This window comes from Yersinia sp. 1652 StPb PI, assembly GCF_041538345.1.
Lineage (GTDB): Bacteria > Pseudomonadota > Gammaproteobacteria > Enterobacterales > Enterobacteriaceae > Yersinia > Yersinia enterocolitica_E.
In genome coordinates this window covers 664,038-687,387 of the sequence record NZ_JAULSM010000002.1, presented here as the reverse complement: position 1 = coordinate 687,387, position 23,350 = coordinate 664,038, and the positions used below count along the sequence as shown (strand labels likewise).

The following is a 23,350-nucleotide window of genomic DNA, read 5'->3' as shown; positions in this document are numbered from 1 at the left end:
TAGAATAATCATCTGCATAAGGCATGGATTAAGGCCACTGAGGAGAATTATGCCGAACGCACCGAAAGACAACTCAGCCCCACTGGCGGCGGGGATTGAAACCGGCAAAAAAGCCATTTCCTATATGACCCGGCTGAGTAACCACATCAAAGCTTACCCAGTGGTTGCCCATATTATCCGTGCCACCGATCGCTTTAATGACCGGATGGGCAGCCAGTTTGGTGCAGCTATTACGTATTTTTCTTTTTTGTCACTGATCCCTATTTTGATGGTTTCTTTCGCCGCAGTCGGTTTTGTCCTGGCGTCTAATCCTGACTTATTAGCTGAATTAATTAATAAAATTGTCAATACCATCAGTGATCCAACACTGGCCGCTACACTTAAAAACACGGTAAATACCGCAATCCAGCAGCGCACCACCGTCGGCTTGACTGGCTTAGCGATTGCGCTGTATTCCGGTATCAGTTGGATGGGGAACTTACGCGAGGCGATTCGTGCTCAATCACGAGATGTGTGGGAGCGTAATCCACAGGATCAGGAAAAGTTCTACTACCGTTATGCCCGCGATTTTATCTCGCTGACTGGGTTGGTTATCGCACTGATTATCACCCTGTCACTGACGTCAATTGCCGGTGCTGCACAATCTGCCATTGTTGATGCATTAGGATTGGGGGGGATTGATTGGTTACGGCCCGTTATGACGCTGATTGCGCTGTCGATCTCTATTTCGGCTAACTATTTGTTATTTTTATGGATATTCTGGATTCTGCCGCGCCATAAACCTAAGAAAAAAGCGTTACTGCGCGGTACCCTGATTGCCGCTATCGGCTTTGAGATAATTAAGTTTGTCATGACGATGATGCTACCACGCCTTGCCAGTTCGCCGTCCGGGGCGGCTTTTGGCTCCGTTATTGGTTTAATGGCGTTTTTCTACTTTTTTGCCCGGCTAACGTTATTTTGTGCCGCCTGGATAGCCACAGCCCACTACGCTGAGGATGAAACCTTACCGCAAGGCGGGGGAAACAAGGCCACCCAATAAGCCCAACCAGATAGGGTCAATACCCCATTAATGATAAATAAGCATTATGGGGTTTGCTCACCTCGCTGACTTATCACTACACTGGCCGCCGTTATCAAAAACAGAGGGCAATCCGTGTCGCGTTATATAAAAAAACCGTGGTTTTTACTGATACTACTGGCAGTTGTGCTGCTGGCCGCGGTGTATAAATTGCGTTTTAGTAATGCGGATGCACTGTGGAAAATCGTCAACCAGCAATGTGTTCCCCATATGGTCGCAGAACATAACCCACAACCTTGTGTCGCGGCTGATATACCGGCGGGTTTTGTGGTATATAAAGCGAACATTGGATCATTGCAGTATTTACTGATGCCGACTGCCAAAATCAGCGGCATGGAAAGCCCACAGTTGTTAACCAGCAGCAGCCCAAACTACTTCTTTGATGCCTGGCAAGCCCGTCACTTTATGGCCGATAAATATGGCGCACCAATTAATGATGCTGATATCTCGCTAACCATTAATTCAAGATACGGGCGTAGTCAGGACCATTTACATATCCATATTTCTTGCCTGAAACCACAGGTAAAAGCGGCGCTGGCAGCGCAAGAGGCAAACTTCCATCAGCAGTGGCAGCCCCTGCCAGGTGGTCTGTTAGGTCATGACTATCTGGTACGGCGCACAACGGCTGCTGAATTGCAGCAATCAGGTGCATTCCGCCTGTTAGCTGATGAGGTGGCTGGGGCGAAAGATAGTATGGGCCGCTATGGTTTAGCCATGACCGCATTGCCTGATGGGGAATTTTTACTACTGGCAAGTCAGGCGAGTCTGACGAAACTGCACCGCGCATCAGTGGAAGAATTGCAAGATCACGCTTGTAATTTGCTATCACCACCGCCGCTGGTCTCTCCGTAGAGTTAAAACGGCTGGGCAGTTAGCTACTCGCTCTCACCGCCCAGCCGCTACCCTGTTCAAATTGATTGATTTACCGGCTCCCATTAGCCTGGCGATAGATCTTTTATTGCTCTATTTCTTTTGCTTCATTTTTTGCAGGAAAGGGGTGCACTGGTTTTCATCAGCCTCACTGGGCGAAATCAGTGCCAGTAAGGCCGCAGCAGGTGTGAGTGCGACACCCAATACAGCAGCAATGGCGCCACGGGCGATCAACGGCCCCGCTTTCACTCCAGCATCAGGCTGTTTAAATGTTCCTTTCACATACAGCGGAGAGCGTAGGGTCAGAATACGCAGCCCTTTGCTTTCTGGATTGATCGATAAGTCCAACCGCTCAGTAGCAAAGTTGATATTACCGGTAATGTTGATAATGGCATTCTCGGTATCAATAACAAACAGGCGCGGTGTTGCCAATCCATTGCGCAACTGCACATCGGCCACTGCGCAGTTAATTTTCACTTCATCATCACCAAACAGCTTCGCCACCAGATAGTTACCCACATTCAGCCCCAACAACTCCATCAGGCTACGGCTGATTAGCCCCTGATTCAGTAGCAAGCGCAGGTTACCATTACTGGTTGCCAGCAACGCAGCCACTGAGTTACCGGTAGCGGTAAATGATGCATCGCCATTCAACTGCCCCAAACTGTTGCGCATCGCCTGTACCTGTGGCAATAGCTCTTTCAATTGCAGGCGGCGGGCATGCAAATCAACCTTGCCGGTCATCGGATCTTTGTTGCCATTCAGCCGCAAAGTGGCATTAAGGTTACCGCCCGCCATGCCAAAACGCAGTGGATCGAGTCGTAACTCACCGTCATTTAGTACCACGTGGGTAGACAGATTATTCAAAGGTAATGATTTATCCCGTTCGATACGCTTAGCCGCATACGTGACATCTGCATCCATCACTCCCCAACTTTTGGTATCAAACTTATCTGTTGGCAATACCTTATTTGCAGGCTGCCGGTTTCGCTCACCACGATTGGCCTTTTCCTGATTGGAGTCAGCACCAATCAAGGGGGCTAAATCAGTAAAACGTAATTTTTCTGATGACATTTTGCCCGTTAATTTCGGCCGTGGCTGGCTGGCGGTATAGGTCAGGCTGCCGTGAATATCACTGTCACCAATTTTACCGTTAAAGTTTTCATAGCGATAAACTGCGCCACCAGTTTGCTTTAGGCTGGCAATTAAGCGGCCATCGGTATTGTAAGGCGGGGTCGCGGGCAGCAATACACCGATAAGGGGATAGAGGTTGTCCAGACTGGCACCGGAAAATTTCAATTGCAGATCTAATCCCGCCAGATTGCCAGGGTCGGTTAAGGTACCGGCTACCACCACACGGGTAGAGCCAGAACGCACATCAGCCTGCAACGGGAATGGTACGCTCGCATCACTCATCGACAGCATGCCGCCTATTTTTCCGCTGCCGGTGAGTGGCTGGCTCTGATACTTGCCGTCAATTTTCCAGCCGAAAACATAATCTGGCGTATGGCTCTGCGCCTTATCCGTGACCTGTTTATCCTTTGTCTCATTACGAGTACCGGTCACCTCAGCAAACGGCAATGGCTTACCCAGTGGGTCGATCACGGCGTGCAACTCAGCTTTCAGAATGGCATCACTGAGGGTTATTTCACCGCGATCAAACACAATATCGTTAATATTCACTGACCAAGATGAAGAAGGTGCCTCACCCTGCGTAGGGCTATTGGCCAGATTGAAGGTCCAGTTATTCTTACCGTTAGCCAGACGAAGCAGCTTGGCATTCGGTTGTGTTAGCCAGATACGAGGGATCCACACTTTCTGTGCCAATAAAGCCAACGGCGCAATACTGGCATCAACCCGTTTTAACGTGACCATTTCCCCAGCCGGAAAATCTGTGGCTAGCGTGTTAGTTTTATTATCTGTTTTATCACTGACTAAATCTGATGGGTTGCCCAACACCAAATCTTCAGCATGGATATGTGGCCATGGTACCCAACCGCGCCAACCCGGCTCATCCCCTTTACGTGACCAATCCACCCCCAAGTTGCCACGGATAGCAAACGGCCGCTGCAACTCAGCAGAGACTTTTTCATTGATGGTTGGCTTCAAACGGTTCCAGTCAAAGGTCATCACGAAAATCACCGTCGCCGCCAGTAGCAGCACGATAAGCCCACCAACACCTGTCAGCACTTTTCCGGTTTTTGTCATAACAGCTCCATGCCCGTACTCATAATAGATAAAGCTAAATCCGACACCAGGCGCGTATTTAATGGACGTCAGTTCGCGGTAATTTAATCGAAAAATCAGCCATAAAAATAGTTAACTGATTAATAGTGCGGATTCAGAAGACTACACTAACCATAGTCGATGATGGTTTAGAATCCATTATTTGGGCAGTTGAATCCGGTGATGCGCAGAGGCAACACGGCAGGGAAGTGCTTTTTCTCAGAGAAGGTTAGCCACAAAACAACATAGGCAGCGTCTGTAATCTATCAAATGAAGTTGGCCGGGACAGATAATAACCCTGTGCGGCAGCGGCATCAGAGCGTTGCACCATGGCCCACTCCTGCGAGGTCTCAACCCCTTCAACTATAACCCCTTTGCAGTAGCGCCCCATTAAGGTGACCAAGGTGAAGAACAGTTGGTTTCCAACCTCACTTTCTTGCAACACAATAAATAAATCTCTGGCGACTTTGATGTACTCATAGCGCCAACTGATAAATGAAGTGAAATTGGCCAGCCCGCTGCCAAAATCATCCAACCAGAGTCGGTCAGCTTCAGCAATACGCGCAAAAGGAGTATCAAGGGAGGTATCAACGTGCTCGAGTAATTCAAAGCGAATATAGGGCATAGCATCGATCAGCAATTTGGCTTGCAGATCATCTTGCATCGCCATCAATGCCTGTCCATCAATGTTGATCGAAACCAGTACCGAGTGATGAACAAATATGGCGTGCCACTGCTTAATCATATTCAACTGCTCCAGTACCACATCCAAACGAGCGCGGATACTAATAGCACTGAAGTAATCCTCTGGATTTAAACGTGTATCCGGGGATGAAGGATGAAAAACAGCCGTGAGCAGTTCAATCGCCAGCAACGCACCAGATGTGCGATAGATAGGTTGAAAAGTGTACCGACGCTGACATTGCCGCCAGAAGCTCTGTCCTTTATTTCGATCAATAGCGGCAAAGGATGGCGCAAGTAAACCTGATACTTTATTGGTCATCATCAGTTTAGTCGCCATGTTGCAAGACACCGTACAGTAATGGCAGCGTATATCGCGGCCAGCCTGATTGCATCTTGTGGTAAACGGTTTTCTTTCTGGAGATGTTATCGACTCGAACGACCAGAACTTTATATAGCGGCATGACAGATTATCGCTCCCAAGCAGGCTGGCACGGTACATTAAAGCCATCTACAGTAGTTAACTCAATAATGCCATTAATGTTAATGGAGGTCTGTATGCCTTATGTAAATATTAAAATTACTCGCGAAGGAGCGACGGTGGAGCAGAAAAAACAGCTAATCGCCGGAGTCACCCAACTATTAGTCGATACCTTAGGTAAAAACCCCGCGACTACGGTCGTCGTGATTGATGAAGTGGACACTGATAACTGGGGTATTGGTGGTCAAAGCGTCACCAAACTGCGGAAATCACCATAATTCTGTTCTGAGTGGCGGGAAACTTGTCAGTTTCCCGACCTACATCATAAAAAATTTAAAACGTCGTTTTAATACTATTGACTCCGACTAAGCCAGCAGTGAGACTATAGTCAAAGTCATTGGCGTTGTAGCACGGCTGCAAACAACGCTACAACGTCAAGTTAGCCGGGGATAACCCAATATCATTCCCATCACTGACTCATCATTCAGAAATAGGCCGCTTTCCATGACCAGCAAAAATATTGCCGTTATCGGCGAATGCATGATTGAACTGTCACAAAAAGGTACCGATCTTAGCCGGGGTTTTGGCGGTGATACGCTGAACACAGCGGTGTATGTTGCCCGTCAGGTATCAAAGCAGGCTTTGAATGTACATTACGTGACCGCATTGGGGACTGATAACTTCAGTGAAGAGATGCTGGCTGCCTGGCAGCAAGAACAAATCCACACTGATCTTATTCAGCGTATGGATAATAAGTTGCCGGGTCTGTACTTCATCGAAACCGACAACACCGGTGAGCGAACCTTCTATTACTGGCGCAATGATGCCGCAGCCCGTTTCTGGTTGACCAGTCCGGCAGCCGATGAAATCTGCCAGCGGCTGGAAAAATTTGATTATCTGTACCTCAGTGGGATCAGTTTAGCCATTCTGGACAACGCATCGCGCCAGCGTCTGCTGCAATTGCTGCGCGCCTGTCGTGCCAACGGCGGCAAAGTTATCTTTGATAACAACTACCGCCCACGCCTGTGGCAGAGCAAGCAAGAGACTCAGGAAGCCTACCGTGACATGTTAGCCTGTACGGATATCGCGTTCCTGACACTGGATGATGAAGATATGCTGTGGGGCGAGAAGCCACTGGAACAGGTGATTGCAAGCACTCAGGCTTTGGGCGTGAGCGAGATTATCATCAAGCGTGGTGCGGACTCGTGTATCGTCTGGGTAAAAGACGGTTTTGAAGCCCATCAATATGATGTTCCCGCGGTCAAACTGCCGAAAGAGAAAGTGGTGGATACCACCGCTGCGGGGGATTCCTTCAGTGCGGGCTATCTGGCGGTTCGCTTAACGGGCGGTAGCGCCCACGACGCAGCAGTACGTGGCCATTTAACAGCCAGCACGGTGATTCAATATCGTGGTGCTATCATTCCACTGGCGGCAATGCCAGCAGTTTGATACTCGCCAACAGGTTCTGGCGGCCGGTGACTGACGTCGCTACGGTCCGCCTCTGCTGCTTCATATCGTCATGAATTCATTTCATTAACGACAAGCCCGGCACATACCGCCCGGGCTTTTTTGATTACTGCGCAGTGGTCGGTGTTGGTGGTGCTGCTTCCGCTGCCGCTACTGTTGGCGTGGCATCCTCTGGCACCACCGTATGGGGTGTCATAATTGCGTTGTACGCCGCCTGTAATGCCTTCACATTCACTTCTGGCTCGCCTTTCGGTTGCGTCAGAATCAACGTAGTATCTTGCGATAACTGCTGTTTCAATTCCTGATTAAGCTCAGCCAGCGTCAAACCCGACAAGAATGCCTGGCGCAACTTCTGGTACTGTTCCGGGGCGATATCAACTACGCCACTTTGCTGTGAGCGCAAACGTTGGCTCATCAAAATGTCGGTATCAGTGCGGGCATAGGTTGCAAACAACTTACTTAGCTGATCATTTTTCTGCACCATCAACGCATCAAACTCAGCCTGACTCAGGCCATTAGCGCGCAAGCTAGCCAGTTCACGGGCGACAAAACTCATCCCTGGCGTCAGGTTTTCAGCCGGCGTATTCAAGTGGATAGCACATTGCGCACGCTGATATTGCACCCGGCAATCAAAGCCCAGTTTCAGGTTCTTCTGATCACTTTTATCCAACACTTGCTGGATATGCCAGAACAGCGCCTCGCGCGCCAAATCACTGCGCCAGTAGCGGCTCAATGCGATGGAATCCTGAATAGGATGCCATGGGGTATCCCACATCAGCGATAGCGTATCTTGTGCCGCTTGTTCATTAATAAGGCTTACCGGCTCTGGCGGCAATGGCGCTAACATCGCAATCGGTGCAGGTGTCGCGCGTTTCCCTTTCAGCTCAGAGAACGTTTTGCCAATTTGGGCGGCAATGCTGCGGCTATCCACGTTTCCGACCACGTACAACGTCATCGCATCCGGGGTGTACCACTGTTCATAAAACTGTTTTAGCTTTTCGACATCGACCGGCTTCGCCACAGGTTGGCCCGGATCATGCCCAATCAAAGAAGAACCTTTAAGCCGATAACGCCACCAAGGTTCCTGAATATTTTGCGGGAAAGTGGCAATAGGATCGGTGGCACCATTCAGTGCTGCATTAACGGTTTGTTCATTTACAGCCAGCTTGCCACTGGTATCAGATAACCAGGCCAGCGCTTCCTTCATCAGGTCGGGGCGGTTATTGGGCAAACTTAAGCTGTATAACGTGAAATCATAAGATGTAATGGCCGGTGGCAACGGGCGCTCGTTATCGACCCCTTGTTGCCACAGCGACTGAAGTTGGGCGGGAGTAAAACTCGCGCTACTCATTAATGCCAGGCGTGGTAGCAGATGGGCAAAGCCAACTTGCTGTGCGCTTTCAGATAATGAGCCAGTATTAACAACCAGACGTAACTCGATCCGATCGCTTGGGCGTTGAGGCGTAGCCAGCAACTGCCATGAGAACCCGTTTTCTAACTTCCCCTGCTGCCAGGCAGGATCGGGTTGTAGTGCTTCAGCCTGCACATTACTGCTGGCGGCAGCCAACAATAATCCACCAACTATGAGACGAATTCTGGTGCCCTGCATGTGAACCCCTACTTAATAAACTATCCAATTTTAAAACGATACAAATTTACACCAGCCAGTCGTGTTTTCACCCGAACAGCCCATGTTTAACTTGTCAGCGCCATCGATATGGCAGCCATAAAGACATGCATAAACCAATCCAGCTTTAATAACCCCAGTCCAGCCATCACAAACTGATCGCTCTGCCGTCATTATTAGGCGAAAAATCAACGGTCAACGCCACCGTGAAAACCGGAGGTGGCAGTGTACCATTCTGTTAGACCGCATGCTTTTGCCGATGTCACTCAACAGAGTAAAAAATAGTAGCTAAAGGGTATTTAACACCAGAAAATGGATCGCGGGGCATTATTTTCGCGATTATAGTGCAGAGGTGCTACCGGTGACAGCAAGCCACCGGTAGTGATTTGGTCGTACTCATCGACGGAATTTTGGTTATATCTTGCGCACTTGGTGCTACGAATTCGCACTTGATGCTACGAAGAAGAAAGACCGTTTTTTATCTCACTGTTAGGTGGTGTTTTGTTTGATAACACCGCCTGCAACTGGTCGTTATCCAGTTGTTTACACCATTTGGCAACCACAATAGTTGCCACACCGTTACCTATCAGGTTAGTCAGGGCGCGAGCTTCGGACATAAAGCGATCGATACCCAGAATCAGCGCCAACCCGGCCAGTGGTAAATGCCCAACCGCAGAGATGGTCGCCGCCAACACAATAAAGCCACTGCCTGTCACACCGGCCGCACCTTTTGAGGAGAGCAGCAGTACTACCAGTAATGTGACCTGATGAATAACATCCATATGGGTGTTGGTCGCCTGCGCAATAAACACTGCCGCCATGGTCAGGTAGATAGAGGTGCCGTCCAGATTAAAGGAGTAACCGGTCGGGATAACCAACCCCACCACCGATTTCTTACACCCTGCTTTCTCCATCTTATCGAGCATGCGCGGGAGCACGGACTCAGAAGATGACGTCCCCAATACGATCAGCAGTTCTTCTCTTATATAGCGGATAAATTTGAAGATGTTAAAGCCATTGAATCTCGCAATCGACCCCAGCACCACCACCACAAACAGAATACAGGTCGCGTAGAAGCAAATAATCAACTGCCCCAGTTGCACCAAGCTGCCGACACCATACTTACCAATAGTAAAGGCCATCGCACCGAAAGCACCAATCGGCGCCAGGCGCATAATCATATTGATGATACCGAAGATAACGCGGGAGAAACTCTCGATAACATTAAAGATGAGCTGACCTTTTTCACCCAAACGGTGCAGGGCAAAACCGAACAGAACAGCAAACATCAATACTTGCAGAATATTACCGCTGGCAAACGCGCCCACCACACTGCCTGGGATGATATCCAGCAAGAATGGCACAATCCCTTGTTGCGAGGCTTGTTCGGCATAAAGTGCAACTGCTTTGGCATCCAAAGTTGCCGGGTCGATATTCATACCGGCACCGGGTTGCACCACGTTCACAATCACCAGCCCAATCAATAGCGCAATGGTGCTGACAATCTCAAAATAGAGCAGTGCAATCGCACCGGTACGGCCAACGGCCTTCATACTTTCCATGCCCGCGATACCGGTAACCACGGTACAGAAAATCACGGGTGCGATAATCATTTTAATTAGTTTAACAAATCCATCACCCAGAGGTTTCATCTGAGCGCCAAGGTCAGGGTAAAAGTGCCCTAACAATACGCCCAAGGTAATCGCCGTTAACACCTGAAAATAAAGACTTTTAAATATTGAAACTTTCATGACTATGTCCTTTTGGGTAAATACACGGCAGCCTGTCGCTTAACTCTTTGTGATGATTGAGTGACACTTCTTTTTTATCCGTGCTTGCGCGGAAAATAACACCCTCATAACAATATGGAAATTATTAGTTGCACTGGATTGCACCCTTAACACGAAATTAAGAACTGAAACGCTTCAAGCGGGAGCAACAACGGAAAAACAGACAGATCAACCAGACAATTAACCAAAATGATTAGTCCGCAGAAGGGGTAGAAATGAGATAAATAATCGGGATGGTGTGTCGGGGAAAAGAAGGTTTTTGAACGACGTGAACAGCCGATATATTGCAGCAATAGCCCCCTTTAAGGATGATTAGTCAAGGGGGCGAGTTAGCCATTTCCAGTAAGCTTATTTAATTGCCCGGGTGGGCACGGTGGCAGCACTGTTAATGGCGACTTCGTTAATGGCACTCCACTTATTGATATCTGTGCCAAAAGTGTCCAGCTTGATATATTTGGCTGTCACCGGTGCAAAAGTCAGCTTCTCACCGTTTTTGTCCGCCGTAGAGGTTTCCAGCCCTTGCGCAAGCGGCTGCCAACTCTTCCCATCACTGGAATAGGCGATGGAGAACTTCAGTTTGCGTTCGGTGGGTTTAAATGGAACCACGAGAATATTTTCAATGGATTGCGCTTTATCCAATTCCAGTTGAATCCAGCTATCTCCTGATGCTGCCCATCGCGTTTTTACATCGCCGTCGGCAATATTCGCCGGAACATGGCCTTTCTCACTGTCATAACCCGATGCAGTGACAGCAACAATCTGCGCGGCATAACCCGATGCGCAGAACAACGAACCTAACACCAGAGTGGCTAAAACCTGTTTTTTCATCAACCTATCCTTTTTATCACGACACAGGAACCCGAGAGGAAAGCGCCGGGACAAGCAACCCTGGGAAGCCACTGCCCGGCACTTTACCAACAGCGGCCCCAGCACGGGCCGCTGTCGGGACTATTTACGGCCGTTCGGTTGCAGCTTCTCACCCACATTGAGCAAGAACAGTTCATTATCACGGGTTGAGATCCGGGCTGAACCGTCGTCCATTCGGTAAGCACCTTCAGTAAAACCAGCACCATTCAGGAAAGGGGCTACTGCCTGTGGTTTATTGCGTAGTGAAGCCTCTAGCGCCAATAAAGCGTAAGGCTCAATGGCATCTATATCAGCATATTGACGATCCGGTGAAGCCATAAAGAAACCATCGATATAGCGGGTTTTAACGATGTTATCGCCGATTTTCTCTGCTAATAAACGATACTCCGCCACCTGACTGGCATGGTAGAGATCCAACAAAGCAAACAATGCGTAAGGATCGCTGTTGGTAGTATCCAACTTGATCTTCACCTCTTTACCCGGTGCGGTACCGAGATCACCCAGCCCCTGATCGTTTGCAATACCGCGAGCCACTTTCCACAACAGTGGATCATTATCAATGGCATAAGCACGGGCATATGAAATCAGGAATTCGTTGCCCGCTTTGTACGGCTTGAGTACGGTGCCTTTTTTGCCGTAATAGCCATCACGCGGCAGTGTATAATTGGATAAGTCCTGCCCATCAGCAATCATTGGGCGGAAGGTGTTGTCCTTATCGTTATAAGCATATTGCGCGAATGCTTTTAGGCCATCCACGGTCCATTTCAATAAATCCGGCCCTTGATTGCCCAGATCTTTACCCAGTTGCAGTTGCATCAGCGCATTTTCAGAATAAAGCGTGCTGGTGCGCCCTTTGAGCATCATGTTGCCTTCCAATGCTGCCGGGCCAAACTCTGGACCAAACTGACGCTGGGCGCGGTCACCGAACTTGGAGTGGGTATCTGCGTCATCTGTTGGCTCTTCCCGTTTAAGAGCTTGGGTAAACTGATAAACACCAAGACCGGTTTTCGCATCACGTGGCAATACATACTGCGAGGCCAAACGCTTAGCCCACACTAATGCCTCTGGCTCCTGCTGATGTTTATAAAGCAGAGAAGCGGAATAAATCAGATCATTACCTGCATTGAGGAAGCTAAGCCCTTTGGTTGCAAAGAAGGGGGGCTGTTGCTCGAATTTACTTTCCCACAATTTCCCCATTGGTTTGCCATATTCGCCGTGGCGGCTGGTTTCGAGAATACGCCAGTCATAAACATGGGCGTTCCAGAAACCACGAATGAACCGGGCAGTGGCATCACTATCAACACTGAACATCAGGTCATAGTAGGGATAGGCATTTTTCAGTTCATGCACCATCTCTTTTTCACTCGGCCCTTCTGGTTGCAGCGTTTTCAAATCGACAAAGCGATGGCCGCCCCAATAGAGTAAGCCGCTCGGGTCCTGATAATTTTGGAAATGATAACGAACGATATCTTCAGCGCGTTTTTGGTAACGGGCGTCCTGGGTAAGCTGGCTCAGGCCGCTCATGACACGCATCAGATTTTGTTGTGCGGAGAAGTTTGATAACACAGCCCGACGGCCATCGGGGAATATCCATTCCATTTGTTGGCCAGTACGGGGGTCAACACCATCCGCCAATAACGGGCTGGGCTTATCACCGTGGTAAGTATCTGAAGCTTTGCTTAACACGTTATCGACATACTGTTTCACGACAGTGAGACGATCGGTATCCGCTGCCTGTCCGGCGGGTATATACAGCGTTGCCAGCGCTGCCATACTCAAGAATAACGCTCTTTTTTTCATTACTTGCTACCTGTCAAAAATCGTTATGTGAGGTGTGACCCCCTGAGGTCAGAATCTGATTATTTCAATAATGGATCAGAAGCTGTATTTCACCCCAACGCGATAACGGGTTTGACGTTCGTTGGTATTTTTGCTGCCAGCAACGTTACCAACTGCCATATAAGGAGACCAGTTTTTATCCCACTTGTAAGTCAATTTAAAATCGTGGCTCCAATCGTAGTTCTCGTTATTTGCCAGTATAACCCCAGCTTTATTGGCTTGTTTGTAGTCCAGCTCATAGTCTAATTGGTAATCTTTAAAGAATTTATAGCTAACCACGCTCGTCAGATTATAGCCATTTTCAGATGTATCTTTTGGCGTATTAATATTGGCGCTGGTGCGTTTGTAATAAGGACGATAACGGAAGGAAACAGAGAGATCGTCAACGATATTAGCCTTACCACGCAGGTAAGGACGATAACTATTGGCTGTGGAGCTTGAATCTAATGAGAAACCTGGTTCAATAGAAAATGTATTATCAATTTTGTATACATAGCTGGCAACGACTTCAGTACCATTGCTGACTGTTTCATTAAATGCTTTATCTTTGTCCTGAGCCCCTTTCCACTTGCCTTCCAGTGACAAACCGAAGCCATTTGCAAAGCGATGTGACATTAATAAACGATCTTTGTGGGTGTTACCACTTTGATCTTGCATTTCATGACGATAGTCAATAGTTACCGCCATTGCGCTAGTGCTGATAAGTGATGCCATTGCCAGAGATAGTAATTTAAATTTCATTCCAATTTCCCTTATTTTAATAAAGATAAGTATTATTATGATAAATACAAAAGAAACTTATGGAACGTTATTCTATTTATTTTGATATTAAGTTCCGAGATCCATGACCAATAGTTTGAAATTAATAAAACCAATATCCATTTATGTGACATGGTTCAAAGTAAATAGTTTTAACTACTATCGCGTCTCTGTAAGAATTCTGTTAGATCCCAGATGTAACAAGGGATTGTCGCTATTTTAAAGAGGATAATGTGAGGAATAAATAGTCTTGACGTGGTAGGTAATAATATTGTAGGCACAAGCGAATATAAGGAAAATATATCTCAGCCAAATATTTTCATATGGGTATTATTGATAGTTTTAATCACTTTTACACTACAAATGATCTTTGCTATTTGCTTGTAGGAAAAGGATGACCGATATACATGCCAAACCAAGGCATGACGGATATTTATTATTAAAAATTAAGGTTAATTAATATAAGAAAGGATAATATCTTGATATTACCTGCATAGATGAAAATTCTGATATTTAGCCATATTGCAGTGATTACGCCAGAATAATCTGTAGACCAAAAGGGGCAACCAGCGAATGACCAATACCACCGGTTACCTCAATCCGTTTTTTGGTAAGCACCAAAGGATGATCTCGGGCGAAAAATGTTTCCACTTAAATGTGTTATACATCATATTGGCTCACGAAAACTGATGAAAAATCATGAAGTTTCATCGTACAGCCATTTTTTTGCAGCAAGTCCCAAAACAAACGTTGCAACAGTGCCACTTTATCTTCAGCGGCACTGCTGCCTCCCATAAAGGCCATGTTATTAATTTAATTAATAATAATTGATCAAGAACACGGCTTTACCATTCGCTTTACCCGGTGTGACGTTCGCTTCTGTTTGAATATAGCGGGCAGACAGCGGAACACGGATTGTAGAACTGCCGTCTTTTGGCAGCGTCACTGTTTGTTCTGCCGCAAAGTTAAACAGCGTTGGGGTTTGGCTACTACTTCCCCAACCAATCTGGATACCTACGCCCGATGCTGCACCGGATACCGTCGAGTCGATAGCCATAATCCCATTGGCGGCATCAATTACATTGGTAGCAGGTGTCAGGCGCACGCCAATACCGTTATTGAGCGAGTTGGATGTACTCCCCATTCCGGTATTGTAATTCATCAATATCGTCGTATTGGTACTGTTATAAAAACCGTAGAATCTAGGGCAATTTATGAGGTTAATTGACGCATCAATCCAAGGTGTTGTTGAGTTTATCCCCCTAAAAATTTCATTTTTGTCATAACGTCCCAATGCAACCGTGACATCTGGTGTGGTGCAGGTTTGCGTAGACACCGTCAGGGTTCCCTGAAAATTGATATTGTAAAAAGTAAACGGCAACCCGGTGACGGGAACAGAACCCGCATGAGTATTCACCGCGGGCTCAAGCGTAGTCGTGATACTCGGGAAATTTGCACCGCTAATCGTAAAGCTACCGGGGGTAATAGCCCCCGTTTTAATGAGCGAGACATAACGTGTTGAACCGCCAAAATCCAAGGCGCCGCCTAATTCATTGCCTACCTGCCTTATAGGGTTCTCTGTATCCGTCGTCACCGCAGGCCGGTTAACTATTATCGGATTGCCATCTGGGCTTCGTGAAATGGCCACACCAATCCCCGGAATATTGGTCTGATAAACGGCACCCGCAAACGGACCGGTCATCAAGCCGCTCAGAGGGAGTGGGGCATGGCTAATCAACGTTGAACTGCTGAACCAAAATGATTTACCTACGTCAGCCTGTGCCCACTGGCATCCCATCTTAGTGTTTCTCATCAACCAGCTGCCTTGATACAGCACCGTCCCTACGGGAATATCGACCCCCGCCGAAATCACCGGCGGAGTCAACGGCACGGTTTCCGTTTGAGTGGCGCCAGCATCAAACGAACAATTCGCCACGGCCCAGCTACTGGTGCTGATAACACTTAACAAGAGGCCGCCAAATAGCACACCCACTTTATTCATAGATAGTTTCATACATCATTGCCTCTTTTTCTGGCAGTAAATAGCATTGGGTTAGCGCCTTCCTGCAGCGTTATCGTCTTTTCCGCTGAAAAAATACGTCATATCGAAGCCTTTACTCACGAAGCGATTGCTCCTGAGGCACACAGGTCGAGGTAAACCGCATCATCGCGCTGGCTTTACCGTTGGCTAATTGCGGCGGCAGAATATAGTTCAGGTAACATTGCTGGCCGGTACCTTCACCCCAACTGACTTGCAAACGGCCACGCTCCTCGCTCACCCGCGCATAAATCTGACCACCCTGACCGACAGAACCCACTACCTGACCTTTGGTGTCTAATACTTGCGACCCAAACGGCACCGGCTCGCCATCTGACTGGGTGGCATTGACCAATATCGGATAGCCCTTGGTACTTTTATATTTCACCATCACCACCGCTCCGGCATTCGGCGCCACTTTCTGACTGGTGGATTCCAGCTCCACGTCATAAGAGGTCCCCTTCGGATCGATGGTTATCTCATTCATCTGATAGGCACTCAGGTACGGCACCACGGCATAACCCCGCGAGTCAATTTTCACGCCGGAGTAACCGGACACTTCGGCCCCTTCAGCGCCCTTCGCTTCCACCACCGCAAAGGTCTCACTGCTGTACGGCGTTAATGTCACGCCGCCGGGGTGGGCAATCATGCTGCCTGAAATGCCGACCGAGCCACTCTGATAGTCGCGACCGCCACCGTAAGACGCCATACTGGTGGCTTTAGAACCGCGGTACTGACCATTGACACTGCCACTGGCCCCCGACCCGCCGTTGCTGTTCATGGCGGTCGCCCCATAACTGAACTGGCTTTGCTCGCCGGCACTGCCTGAAACCGATGCCTGTTCGCCCCAGTTGCCCTGACCATTGCGGTTCATTTCCAGTCGCATTTGCGGCACGTTCTGCTGGTCATTACGCCCTAATGGGAAACTCATACTGACCAGATAAGTATTTTGCATCTCGCCAAACCCGGAGCGGCTGCGGTTCACGCTGACACCGTAGGTCATGCTTTTATAGTTGTTGCTGTAACCCACCTGATACTGCTGGTCACTGCCACCTTTATTCCAGTAATCCTGCAAAGAACCACTGATATACATCTGGCCCCAGCCGTCCGGTAATCCCTGATTGGCGGTCACGGTTAAGCGGTTTTTTGCCCGGTAGATACTGTTGGCGTCATAGCCCTGACGTTCAGCATCAAGGGTTTGCATCGCCGTGGCGAAATCGAGATAGCCCTGAGTCGAAAAGCGGTGCGCCGCCACACTCAGGTTACTGTTGGTTTCAGCAATCACCTTGCTGTAACTGACCTGATAGCTCTGGCCACTTTCATTGCCGTTGCGCAGGCGGGTATTGGCCTGGGTCACGTCGACCGCCACCGCCCCAATCGGGGTACTGAACGCAGTCCCGACCTGCACGGCATAATAGTCTTCACTGGCCTGCGCCCCGGTATAACCGGTAATGCTGTTGTTCAGACCACGCTGATAGGTTCCCTGATAAAGACCCGGGGTAAAGGAGAGCGAATCATTGCGCACTTTACCCACCGTCAGGCTGTAGCGCTGCGAACCGGGGCGCAGCAATTGCGCCACTGCCGCAAACGGCACCTGGAAGTTCTGTGTGCTGCCGTCGGCTTCACGCACCGTGACATCCAGATTGCCGCCGTAGCCGGTCGGATAGAGGTCATCAATGATAAATTCGCCCGGCGAAACCGTGGTTTCATACAACACCTGACCACTCTGGCGCACGGTCACCAGCGCATTGGTGCGGGCAATCCCGCGCACTTCCGGCGCATAACCACGCAGGGACTCTGGCAACATGCGGTCATCGGTGCTGAATTGTGCCCCGGTAAAAGGCACGGTATCGAATAACTGCCCGGTGGTATTGGATTGCCCCAGCAACACCCGGCCCAGCGCAGCCGGGACATCCCGCTGCACATAACTGTTAATACTGGTGTATTTGCTGTCACCGTCTTCTTGCCAGTTATACGAGCCGTTATGACGGAAATACCATGAGCCGAGGTTTAGCCCGGTGTTAATCCCGGCAAAAGCCGAGTTAAATGTCTGTCCGTTGGCGGAGGAGCTGTAGCCATTGAGTGAATAGCCCAACATCCCTGACGTCACGCCGCTGTCCCACAAGGCCGGATTGACGGTGCCACGGGCGGTACGGAGTAACAATGCCTGGGGAATAGCGATATCCAGCCGTTGTTCGCCGCTGTCAAAAGTCACCTGGGCATCGGGGATCAGCGACGCCAGATCAACACAGCCCGCGTCTTTTTTCAGCGGAGCCAGTGATTCAGGCGGCAGCGCGTCAGGTTTGAGATTAAGGCTGCCAATGACCGACGAGGATAAGCAGGCATGGACACTTTTATCGTCGCGGGCCTTAAACTCCACATTCTCATTGCCAATCAGGGTATTGTTTAAATAAATGTCAGCCCGGTAAATGCCGGGTAACACGCTGCCCCCTTTCGAGAAGCGGCTTAAATCAATGCCGGAACCACCGTGTTCGGTATTTAAGTAAATACTGTCAAACTCCACAGCCTGAGGTTTATTAGGCTCAAGTGATACAGTACTCTCTGTTTTTCCAATGCTATCAACAGCAAAAACAGTTGGTGACAAAAAAACGGTAATAATCGCCGCCGCAACGGGCGTTAAACCAACATTGCGGGTAGGCTGTTCTGCTGAAAAAGGCATTGCAGGGTGTTTCATTATTCAATTATTCCGTAGTGTACAGACGTATTCCGCCCCCACGAGATAACCAGCGGACGCTGTGTATGACTGCTGTATATAAATTAAATTAAGGTTTAATGGGCTGGCTCAGTTTATTGAGTGCGCCATAATCATTAACAAATTCAAAATCAACGTTATTGCCGGCGGTATTTCCCGGTAACGAAAAGGTCAGCGAATTATTAGGGCTAATCATTTGGCCTTCAACCGGCGCTGTTTTACTGCCCGTTATCCCCACCGTGACCAACGAAACATGAAACGGTGTCGGATTGGTGGCTTTAAGTCCGCCGGGGACTTTGGTCCAGACTAAAGATTGTGCGGCATCATTGGGATTACCGACCAAACCGGTAGGACGGAAGAACAATTTAATACGGGAACGGTAGGCCATCTGTAAATAGTTCTGGCTGCTACCCGCATCCGCTTTAGCCGGTATCTCTAAGACATTTAACCAAAAAACAGATTCTTTATCTTTTGGTAAAGCCGCACCGGTATAACTGATGCGCAGTGTCTGGCTTTTATTCGGCTCAACCCGGTTAATCGGTGGTGTCAGTACAAAAGGCACTTTTAACGTTTCCGGGCGGGCATTCACATCCCCGTTATCAATCCAGCTTTGTAATACCACCGGGCCGGTGCCGGTGTTATTCACCTTTACCGTCACTTCTTTTTGTTTTTCCGGATAAATTACCCGGGTGCCGGTAATAACCACACTGGCCTGAACAGAGCGTCCGACAAATAGAATCAAGAACAAGGCTGAGAAGACAGTTAATAAAAAACGGTTAGTGCTGTTCATAACAACCTCGACACTTAATGAATGTGTGCATGCTTTAATTTTAGTGCTTATCGTCAAAAAGGGCAGATATCTGCCCTTTTATATTTCTGTGTTACTCGTTAATACTTATTTGTATTGAATAGAGTAAACCACGTTGCTGACAACAGTACCGGCAGTGGTTGCGCCATCAGCATAATATTGAACCGCATACGGCAGTGTTGCAGAACCCGTAGCAGCATCAATATAAGTCGTGCTGGTTGTCTGGCTGCTGTTACCGGCTTTAATTGGTGCCATGGCGTTAGACGCGTCCAGCAGTTCCAGGCTAACCTGGCCAGCAGTACCGCTTACGTTTTTCAGGTGACCGGTAACCACATCAACACTTGGGCCTGCTTCAAAGAAAGCCGAAACTGTTTTCAGGGTGCCAGCACAGTTGCTCAGTGCCATGTTAAAGCCGGTGCTGCCTGCAACCTGGTTAGCAGAAGTCAACTGGTTAGTACCGACAGTTGGCAGTACTACTGTTGCGTCTGCACCCTGGCCGTCGACGGACACGTCACAAGTAGATGCTGTCAGTTCACCGTTAAAAGTGATGGTACCGGTAGAAGCGGCTTGAGCAGCGTTAACACCCGCGAATGCAGCAACGATTGAGGCAATAATAGCTAACTTTTTCATTTATATTTCCAATTAATAATAGATGTATGAGTTAAATAACTCAGTACTGTTGTGTTAATTTGGTGGCGGTTATTCCACAAGAATCCATTAGATATCTATTTATCGCTGCTGGGCAATAAGACCAGTAATGAGTTTTTTCAACAATCCAATAAATGTCGAAGCTCAATATATATACTTGGTAGCGAAAACGATATTTTAAATATCTTTTAAGAGCGGGAGTAAAGCGGGTTTCTAATATTCACAATGTCCGTGCTGTATATTAAGCGACTTAGAAACCTGAAACATCCTTGTCGCTGTGCTCACTTGCTATGGATTAAAGTATACATGATCGATTCATCTGGTAAATACAGATATCACAGATCAATGATCTGCAAGCAATATTAATTTGCAGTATATTATACTGAATGTTTCCTTTGTCGAAGATTTTTAGATCGTCTACATATAAAAAAGTAATCGTTAATGTGGATTAAGATCATTTTAGTAGCTTATTATGTTTTTAATTTAAAGAATAAAATAATCCATTTCCATTTAGGGGAGTAACCAATCCCAAACACCCCGTATTTTAGCCTACAGATAAAAAATAAAATTCCTACGACGGTGTGGGAATTTTATTTTTTATTTACCTGTGTTAGTGCATTTATCCTACATTCACCCCACTTAATTCTCGATAAACACAAAGTAACATCATGCTTTTTTTTATAAAAACACAAGGCTCATCTTTTGGTAATTTGCACATAGCCAGTAGTGAGCAACTTACCGCTGGGTTCAACGCAATACCCCTGAAATGGAAAAACGGCCAGGCAGCCAGCAAACGACAAATTGGTCGGGAATCTATTTGGACAGCATTTATGCTAGCCCGTAGGATGAGCTGACTCAAGTCAGTGATTCGGGTGACAAATCTGCCGGGAGCAGATTTGAACGCTGCTTGCAGCGGCCTCAACGAGGCGAGGCCTAAGGATGGGCCGAGTATACGAGTGCCACTAACAACGCTGCGGCGTCAAGGGCGAAGGGAACAGCCAAAGTCATTGTCGTTGCAGCCAGGCAGCCAGCAAACGAATCCCGATGAGCTGACTCAAGTCAGTGATTCGGGTGACAAATCTGCCGGGAGCAGATTTGAACGCTGCTTGCAGCGGCCTCAACGAGGCGAGGCCCAAGGATGGGCCGAGTATACGAGTGCCGCTAACAACGCTGCGGCGTCAAGGACGAAGGATGTAGCGCGCCTCAAACACCTCTCGCGGTAATGGCTCTGAAAACAAAAAACCCTGCCCGCAGTAAATACCGTGGTTTAGCAACCATTGACGTTGCTCATCGGTCTCGACACCTTCGGCCATCACTCGCAACTTTAATACTTCTGAAATAGTGGCGATAATTCGCGCCATTACATCATCTTCTGGCAGGTGCTCCACAAAGCATTTATCGAGCTTAATCATGCTGATTGGTAGGCCTTTCAGGTGATTGAGATATTGAAGACTTGAATATCCCATACCAAAATCATCCAAAGCGATCGACAAACCTAGCCCTTGTAATTCGCGCAGTAGCCCGAGAGCTTCATCCAGATTCTGAATACGGGCAGTTTCGGTTATTTCCAGTAATAATTGGCGCGGGTCGATTTGATACTGATCGATGATGGTTTTCAGATGCGGTAAAAACTGATCACTCTGCACCTGCAAACCCGAAATATTTACTGCCAAAGATAGGGTAATCCCTTGTGCTTTCCAGTCAGCCAGAATGCGGCATGCCTCTTCCAGTACCCAGTTACCCAGTGGCATCATCACGCCCCCCTCTTCCGCTCCGGGGACAAACTCTGAAGGGGAACGATAACTGCCATCCGGTTGGGGCCAGCGTAACAACGCTTCTGCACCGATAACCCGCTGATCTTGCATATTCCATTGGGGTTGTAAAAACAGCCTGAAGTCGTGATTTTCAATTGCCTGTAAAATGTCATGCTCCTGAGTCAGTCGCTTTTGCGTTTTCTCAGTCAAATGCGGCTCAAACACGATAATCTGGTTTCGCCCCTGATGGTGAGCGGCCATCATCGCAGTACTGGCATTGCCCATCAGAGACTCGGCTGTTTCATCTTGGTATTGGTAATCAGTAATCCCAATACTGGCGCTGGGCCGCAGTTGCATATTGCCAAAGACTAAGGGTTGGGTAATTTGCAGCATAATCCGCCGCGCCAACTGCATCGCCGGGAACGGGCGGCTGATCCCTCTGGCAAGTACTGCAAACTCAGTTTTACTCAGTTGCGCCAGCAAGCTGTTTTCATCAATGCATTGTTCAAGTTGCTGTGCCATCGTCAACAAGAGCTGCCGGTGCTGCTCTTCACTCATTACGCCGGACACTTCTTGCAATGTTTCAATGCCAATGACTAACAGGTGGAATTTCTCAGCATGCATACCAGCTGCAATTTCCTGCTCAAGTAGAGCCATAAACAACGGGCGGTTGGGGAGTTCAGTCACCGGGAAACGGGTATTTATACGGGTCATATCCGTATAAGCTTCGGCTAATAGTTGCTGGTTACGGTTGTAATTGTGTACCAGTACGCCTAATTCATCATCCTGATGGTGGGCAGGTAAGGACAGTTGGTGGTTAAGCACACCTTGCTGACCAATCTTTTCCAGCTCTTTGGCCATCGCCCGCAATGGATGAATAATCAGGCGATTAATACACCAGGCGATAGAGACCGAAAGTACCAATGCCAGTAACAAATAGGTCGATAGCATGGCCGACAGTGCACTGAGAATGAACTGATACATACGAAATGAATCGGCTCGCAACACTAAATGTGCCAGTGGCTGCGGATTTGCGGATACCCGCTCCAGTGCATACAGCGGTATTGTTATCTGTACTGGCAGGGAAAAAATACGCTTAGCCCAGCGTGGAACAGGCCGTTCTGTGGGGAAGTTAGCATGTAATACCTGAATCTGATTCGGTAATATCACTTCAGCGCGGCTGAGAATACCAATCGGTAACAAGCTATTGAGGATTTTTTTGGCTTGTGGGACATCGACACTTAGTATGGCTTCTGACAACGGTTGGCGAACCGAATATGCGATGCTCTCCAACTGCTTGGCGTAGTCATCTTTGCGCTGCTGCACAAAGTGGAACAACTGAAGGACGATAAAAATACAGATGGTCACCAGTGCCACAACTGCCACTGCCGCCATTTGTTTAATCGTTAATGAACGCCTTACCTGCAAACTCGCTCTCCGCCAATGCCAACTGAATAATATAAGAGGGTGCCATGGTGATATGGCGACTCGTCGATGCTGTCTGAGTATACCCTTCTTGCTTGAAGTTGCCGCGATGTTAGCGGCTCTCCACTCTCGAAGCACTAACCAGCATCAGCTTATGGCTCGCTCACAGCGAGCCGGTTACTTTGGGTGTATGATACTCGATCGCGTTCAGATTTTATCTGGTGAAACCAAACCGGAGGGGAAGAATACCGTGGGTTTCAGTCTTTTCCTATCAGGATC

The 23,350-nt window shown here is 48.2% G+C and carries 16 protein-coding genes; 4 read left to right on the top strand and 12 right to left on the bottom strand.

All coding sequences use genetic code 11. The features are described 5' to 3' along the window. Window positions 1–49: 49 nt before the first annotated feature. Together yhjD and Q2T71_RS19630 are read left to right on the top strand one after the other, a co-directional pair. Window positions 50–1,039, top strand: a complete 990-nt coding sequence (gene yhjD / locus Q2T71_RS19635; RefSeq protein ID WP_372560270.1) for an inner membrane protein YhjD — start codon at window positions 50–52, stop codon at window positions 1,037–1,039. A gap of 114 nt (window positions 1,040–1,153) precedes the next feature. Further along, complete coding sequence (locus Q2T71_RS19630; RefSeq protein ID WP_372560269.1) at window positions 1,154–1,930, top strand: CDP-diacylglycerol diphosphatase; 777 nt, start codon at window positions 1,154–1,156, stop codon at window positions 1,928–1,930. Between the two features lie 111 nt (window positions 1,931–2,041). On the opposite strand, the gene Q2T71_RS19625 is transcribed toward Q2T71_RS19630, so the two are convergent. Both Q2T71_RS19625 and pdeH read right to left on the bottom strand, forming a co-directional pair. After that, window positions 2,042–4,156: an AsmA family protein gene (locus Q2T71_RS19625; RefSeq protein ID WP_372560268.1), complete on the bottom strand. Its 2,115-nt coding sequence runs from the start codon at window positions 4,154–4,156 to the stop codon at window positions 2,042–2,044. Between the two features lie 247 nt (window positions 4,157–4,403). Next, window positions 4,404–5,195: a cyclic-guanylate-specific phosphodiesterase gene (gene pdeH, locus Q2T71_RS19620; protein ID WP_193784750.1), complete on the bottom strand. Its 792-nt coding sequence runs from the start codon at window positions 5,193–5,195 to the stop codon at window positions 4,404–4,406. Between the two features lie 218 nt (window positions 5,196–5,413). Between pdeH and Q2T71_RS19615 the strand changes: the two genes are divergently transcribed. Then, complete coding sequence (locus Q2T71_RS19615; protein ID WP_372560267.1) at window positions 5,414–5,614, top strand: 2-hydroxymuconate tautomerase family protein; 201 nt, start codon at window positions 5,414–5,416, stop codon at window positions 5,612–5,614. A gap of 226 nt (window positions 5,615–5,840) precedes the next feature. Further along, window positions 5,841–6,785 (top strand): sugar kinase, encoded by a 945-nt coding sequence (locus Q2T71_RS19610; RefSeq protein WP_372560266.1) that lies wholly within the window; start codon window positions 5,841–5,843, stop codon window positions 6,783–6,785. A 124-nt stretch (window positions 6,786–6,909) separates the two neighbouring features. On the opposite strand, the gene Q2T71_RS19605 is transcribed toward Q2T71_RS19610, so the two are convergent. From Q2T71_RS19605 to hmsP, 10 genes are all read right to left on the bottom strand, one after another. After that, a complete protein-coding gene (locus Q2T71_RS19605; RefSeq protein ID WP_372560265.1) occupies window positions 6,910–8,412 on the bottom strand; it encodes a M16 family metallopeptidase in 1,503 nt (500 codons plus the stop codon). A gap of 473 nt (window positions 8,413–8,885) precedes the next feature. Further along, on the bottom strand, window positions 8,886–10,181 hold the full coding sequence (locus tag Q2T71_RS19600) for a dicarboxylate/amino acid:cation symporter (RefSeq protein WP_372560264.1): 1,296 nt from the start codon (window positions 10,179–10,181) through the stop codon (window positions 8,886–8,888). 387 nt (window positions 10,182–10,568) lie between these two features. After that, window positions 10,569–11,048 (bottom strand): discoidin domain-containing protein, encoded by a 480-nt coding sequence (locus Q2T71_RS19595; RefSeq protein ID WP_372560263.1) that lies wholly within the window; start codon window positions 11,046–11,048, stop codon window positions 10,569–10,571. A 120-nt stretch (window positions 11,049–11,168) separates the two neighbouring features. Next, a complete protein-coding gene (locus tag Q2T71_RS19590; RefSeq protein WP_372560262.1) occupies window positions 11,169–12,887 on the bottom strand; it encodes a pectate lyase in 1,719 nt (572 codons plus the stop codon). Window positions 12,888–12,962: 75 nt separating this feature from the next. Further along, window positions 12,963–13,667, bottom strand: coding sequence for an oligogalacturonate-specific porin KdgM family protein (locus Q2T71_RS19585; protein WP_083161368.1), 705 nt, complete (start codon window positions 13,665–13,667; stop codon window positions 12,963–12,965). Window positions 13,668–14,502: 835 nt separating this feature from the next. Continuing rightward, window positions 14,503–15,699, bottom strand: coding sequence for a fimbrial protein (locus tag Q2T71_RS19580; protein ID WP_372560261.1), 1,197 nt, complete (start codon window positions 15,697–15,699; stop codon window positions 14,503–14,505). A 100-nt stretch (window positions 15,700–15,799) separates the two neighbouring features. Further along, window positions 15,800–18,418, bottom strand: coding sequence for a fimbria/pilus outer membrane usher protein (locus Q2T71_RS19575; protein WP_372560260.1), 2,619 nt, complete (start codon window positions 18,416–18,418; stop codon window positions 15,800–15,802). 88 nt (window positions 18,419–18,506) lie between these two features. Beyond that, complete coding sequence (locus tag Q2T71_RS19570; RefSeq protein ID WP_372560259.1) at window positions 18,507–19,226, bottom strand: molecular chaperone; 720 nt, start codon at window positions 19,224–19,226, stop codon at window positions 18,507–18,509. 105 nt (window positions 19,227–19,331) lie between these two features. Further along, a complete protein-coding gene (locus Q2T71_RS19565; protein ID WP_372560258.1) occupies window positions 19,332–19,874 on the bottom strand; it encodes a fimbrial protein in 543 nt (180 codons plus the stop codon). Window positions 19,875–21,070: 1,196 nt separating this feature from the next. Next, window positions 21,071–23,074 (bottom strand): biofilm formation regulator HmsP, encoded by a 2,004-nt coding sequence (gene hmsP, locus Q2T71_RS19560; RefSeq protein ID WP_227746572.1) that lies wholly within the window; start codon window positions 23,072–23,074, stop codon window positions 21,071–21,073. Between the last annotated feature and the right edge of the window lie 276 nt (window positions 23,075–23,350).

Bases quoted from the DNA above. Each gene is read 5' to 3' on its own strand.
- Q2T71_RS19590 (WP_372560262.1), bottom strand. From the start codon at position 12,887: ATGAAAAAAAGAGCGTTATTCTTGAGTATGGCAGCGCTGGCAACGCTG.
- Q2T71_RS19585 (WP_083161368.1), bottom strand. From the start codon at position 13,667: ATGAAATTTAAATTACTATCTCTGGCAATGGCATCACTTATCAGCACT.
- pdeH (WP_193784750.1), bottom strand. From the start codon at position 5,195: ATGGCGACTAAACTGATGATGACCAATAAAGTATCAGGTTTACTTGCG.
- yhjD (WP_372560270.1), top strand. From the start codon at position 50: ATGCCGAACGCACCGAAAGACAACTCAGCCCCACTGGCGGCGGGGATT.
- Q2T71_RS19605 (WP_372560265.1), bottom strand. From the start codon at position 8,412: ATGCAGGGCACCAGAATTCGTCTCATAGTTGGTGGATTATTGTTGGCT.
- Q2T71_RS19615 (WP_372560267.1), top strand. From the start codon at position 5,414: ATGCCTTATGTAAATATTAAAATTACTCGCGAAGGAGCGACGGTGGAG.
- Q2T71_RS19580 (WP_372560261.1), bottom strand. From the start codon at position 15,699: ATGAAACTATCTATGAATAAAGTGGGTGTGCTATTTGGCGGCCTCTTG.
- Q2T71_RS19565 (WP_372560258.1), bottom strand. From the start codon at position 19,874: ATGAAAAAGTTAGCTATTATTGCCTCAATCGTTGCTGCATTCGCGGGT.
- Q2T71_RS19610 (WP_372560266.1), top strand. From the start codon at position 5,841: ATGACCAGCAAAAATATTGCCGTTATCGGCGAATGCATGATTGAACTG.
- Q2T71_RS19625 (WP_372560268.1), bottom strand. From the start codon at position 4,156: ATGACAAAAACCGGAAAAGTGCTGACAGGTGTTGGTGGGCTTATCGTG.
- Q2T71_RS19575 (WP_372560260.1), bottom strand. From the start codon at position 18,418: ATGAAACACCCTGCAATGCCTTTTTCAGCAGAACAGCCTACCCGCAAT.
- Q2T71_RS19570 (WP_372560259.1), bottom strand. From the start codon at position 19,226: ATGAACAGCACTAACCGTTTTTTATTAACTGTCTTCTCAGCCTTGTTC.
- Q2T71_RS19595 (WP_372560263.1), bottom strand. From the start codon at position 11,048: ATGAAAAAACAGGTTTTAGCCACTCTGGTGTTAGGTTCGTTGTTCTGC.
- Q2T71_RS19600 (WP_372560264.1), bottom strand. From the start codon at position 10,181: ATGAAAGTTTCAATATTTAAAAGTCTTTATTTTCAGGTGTTAACGGCG.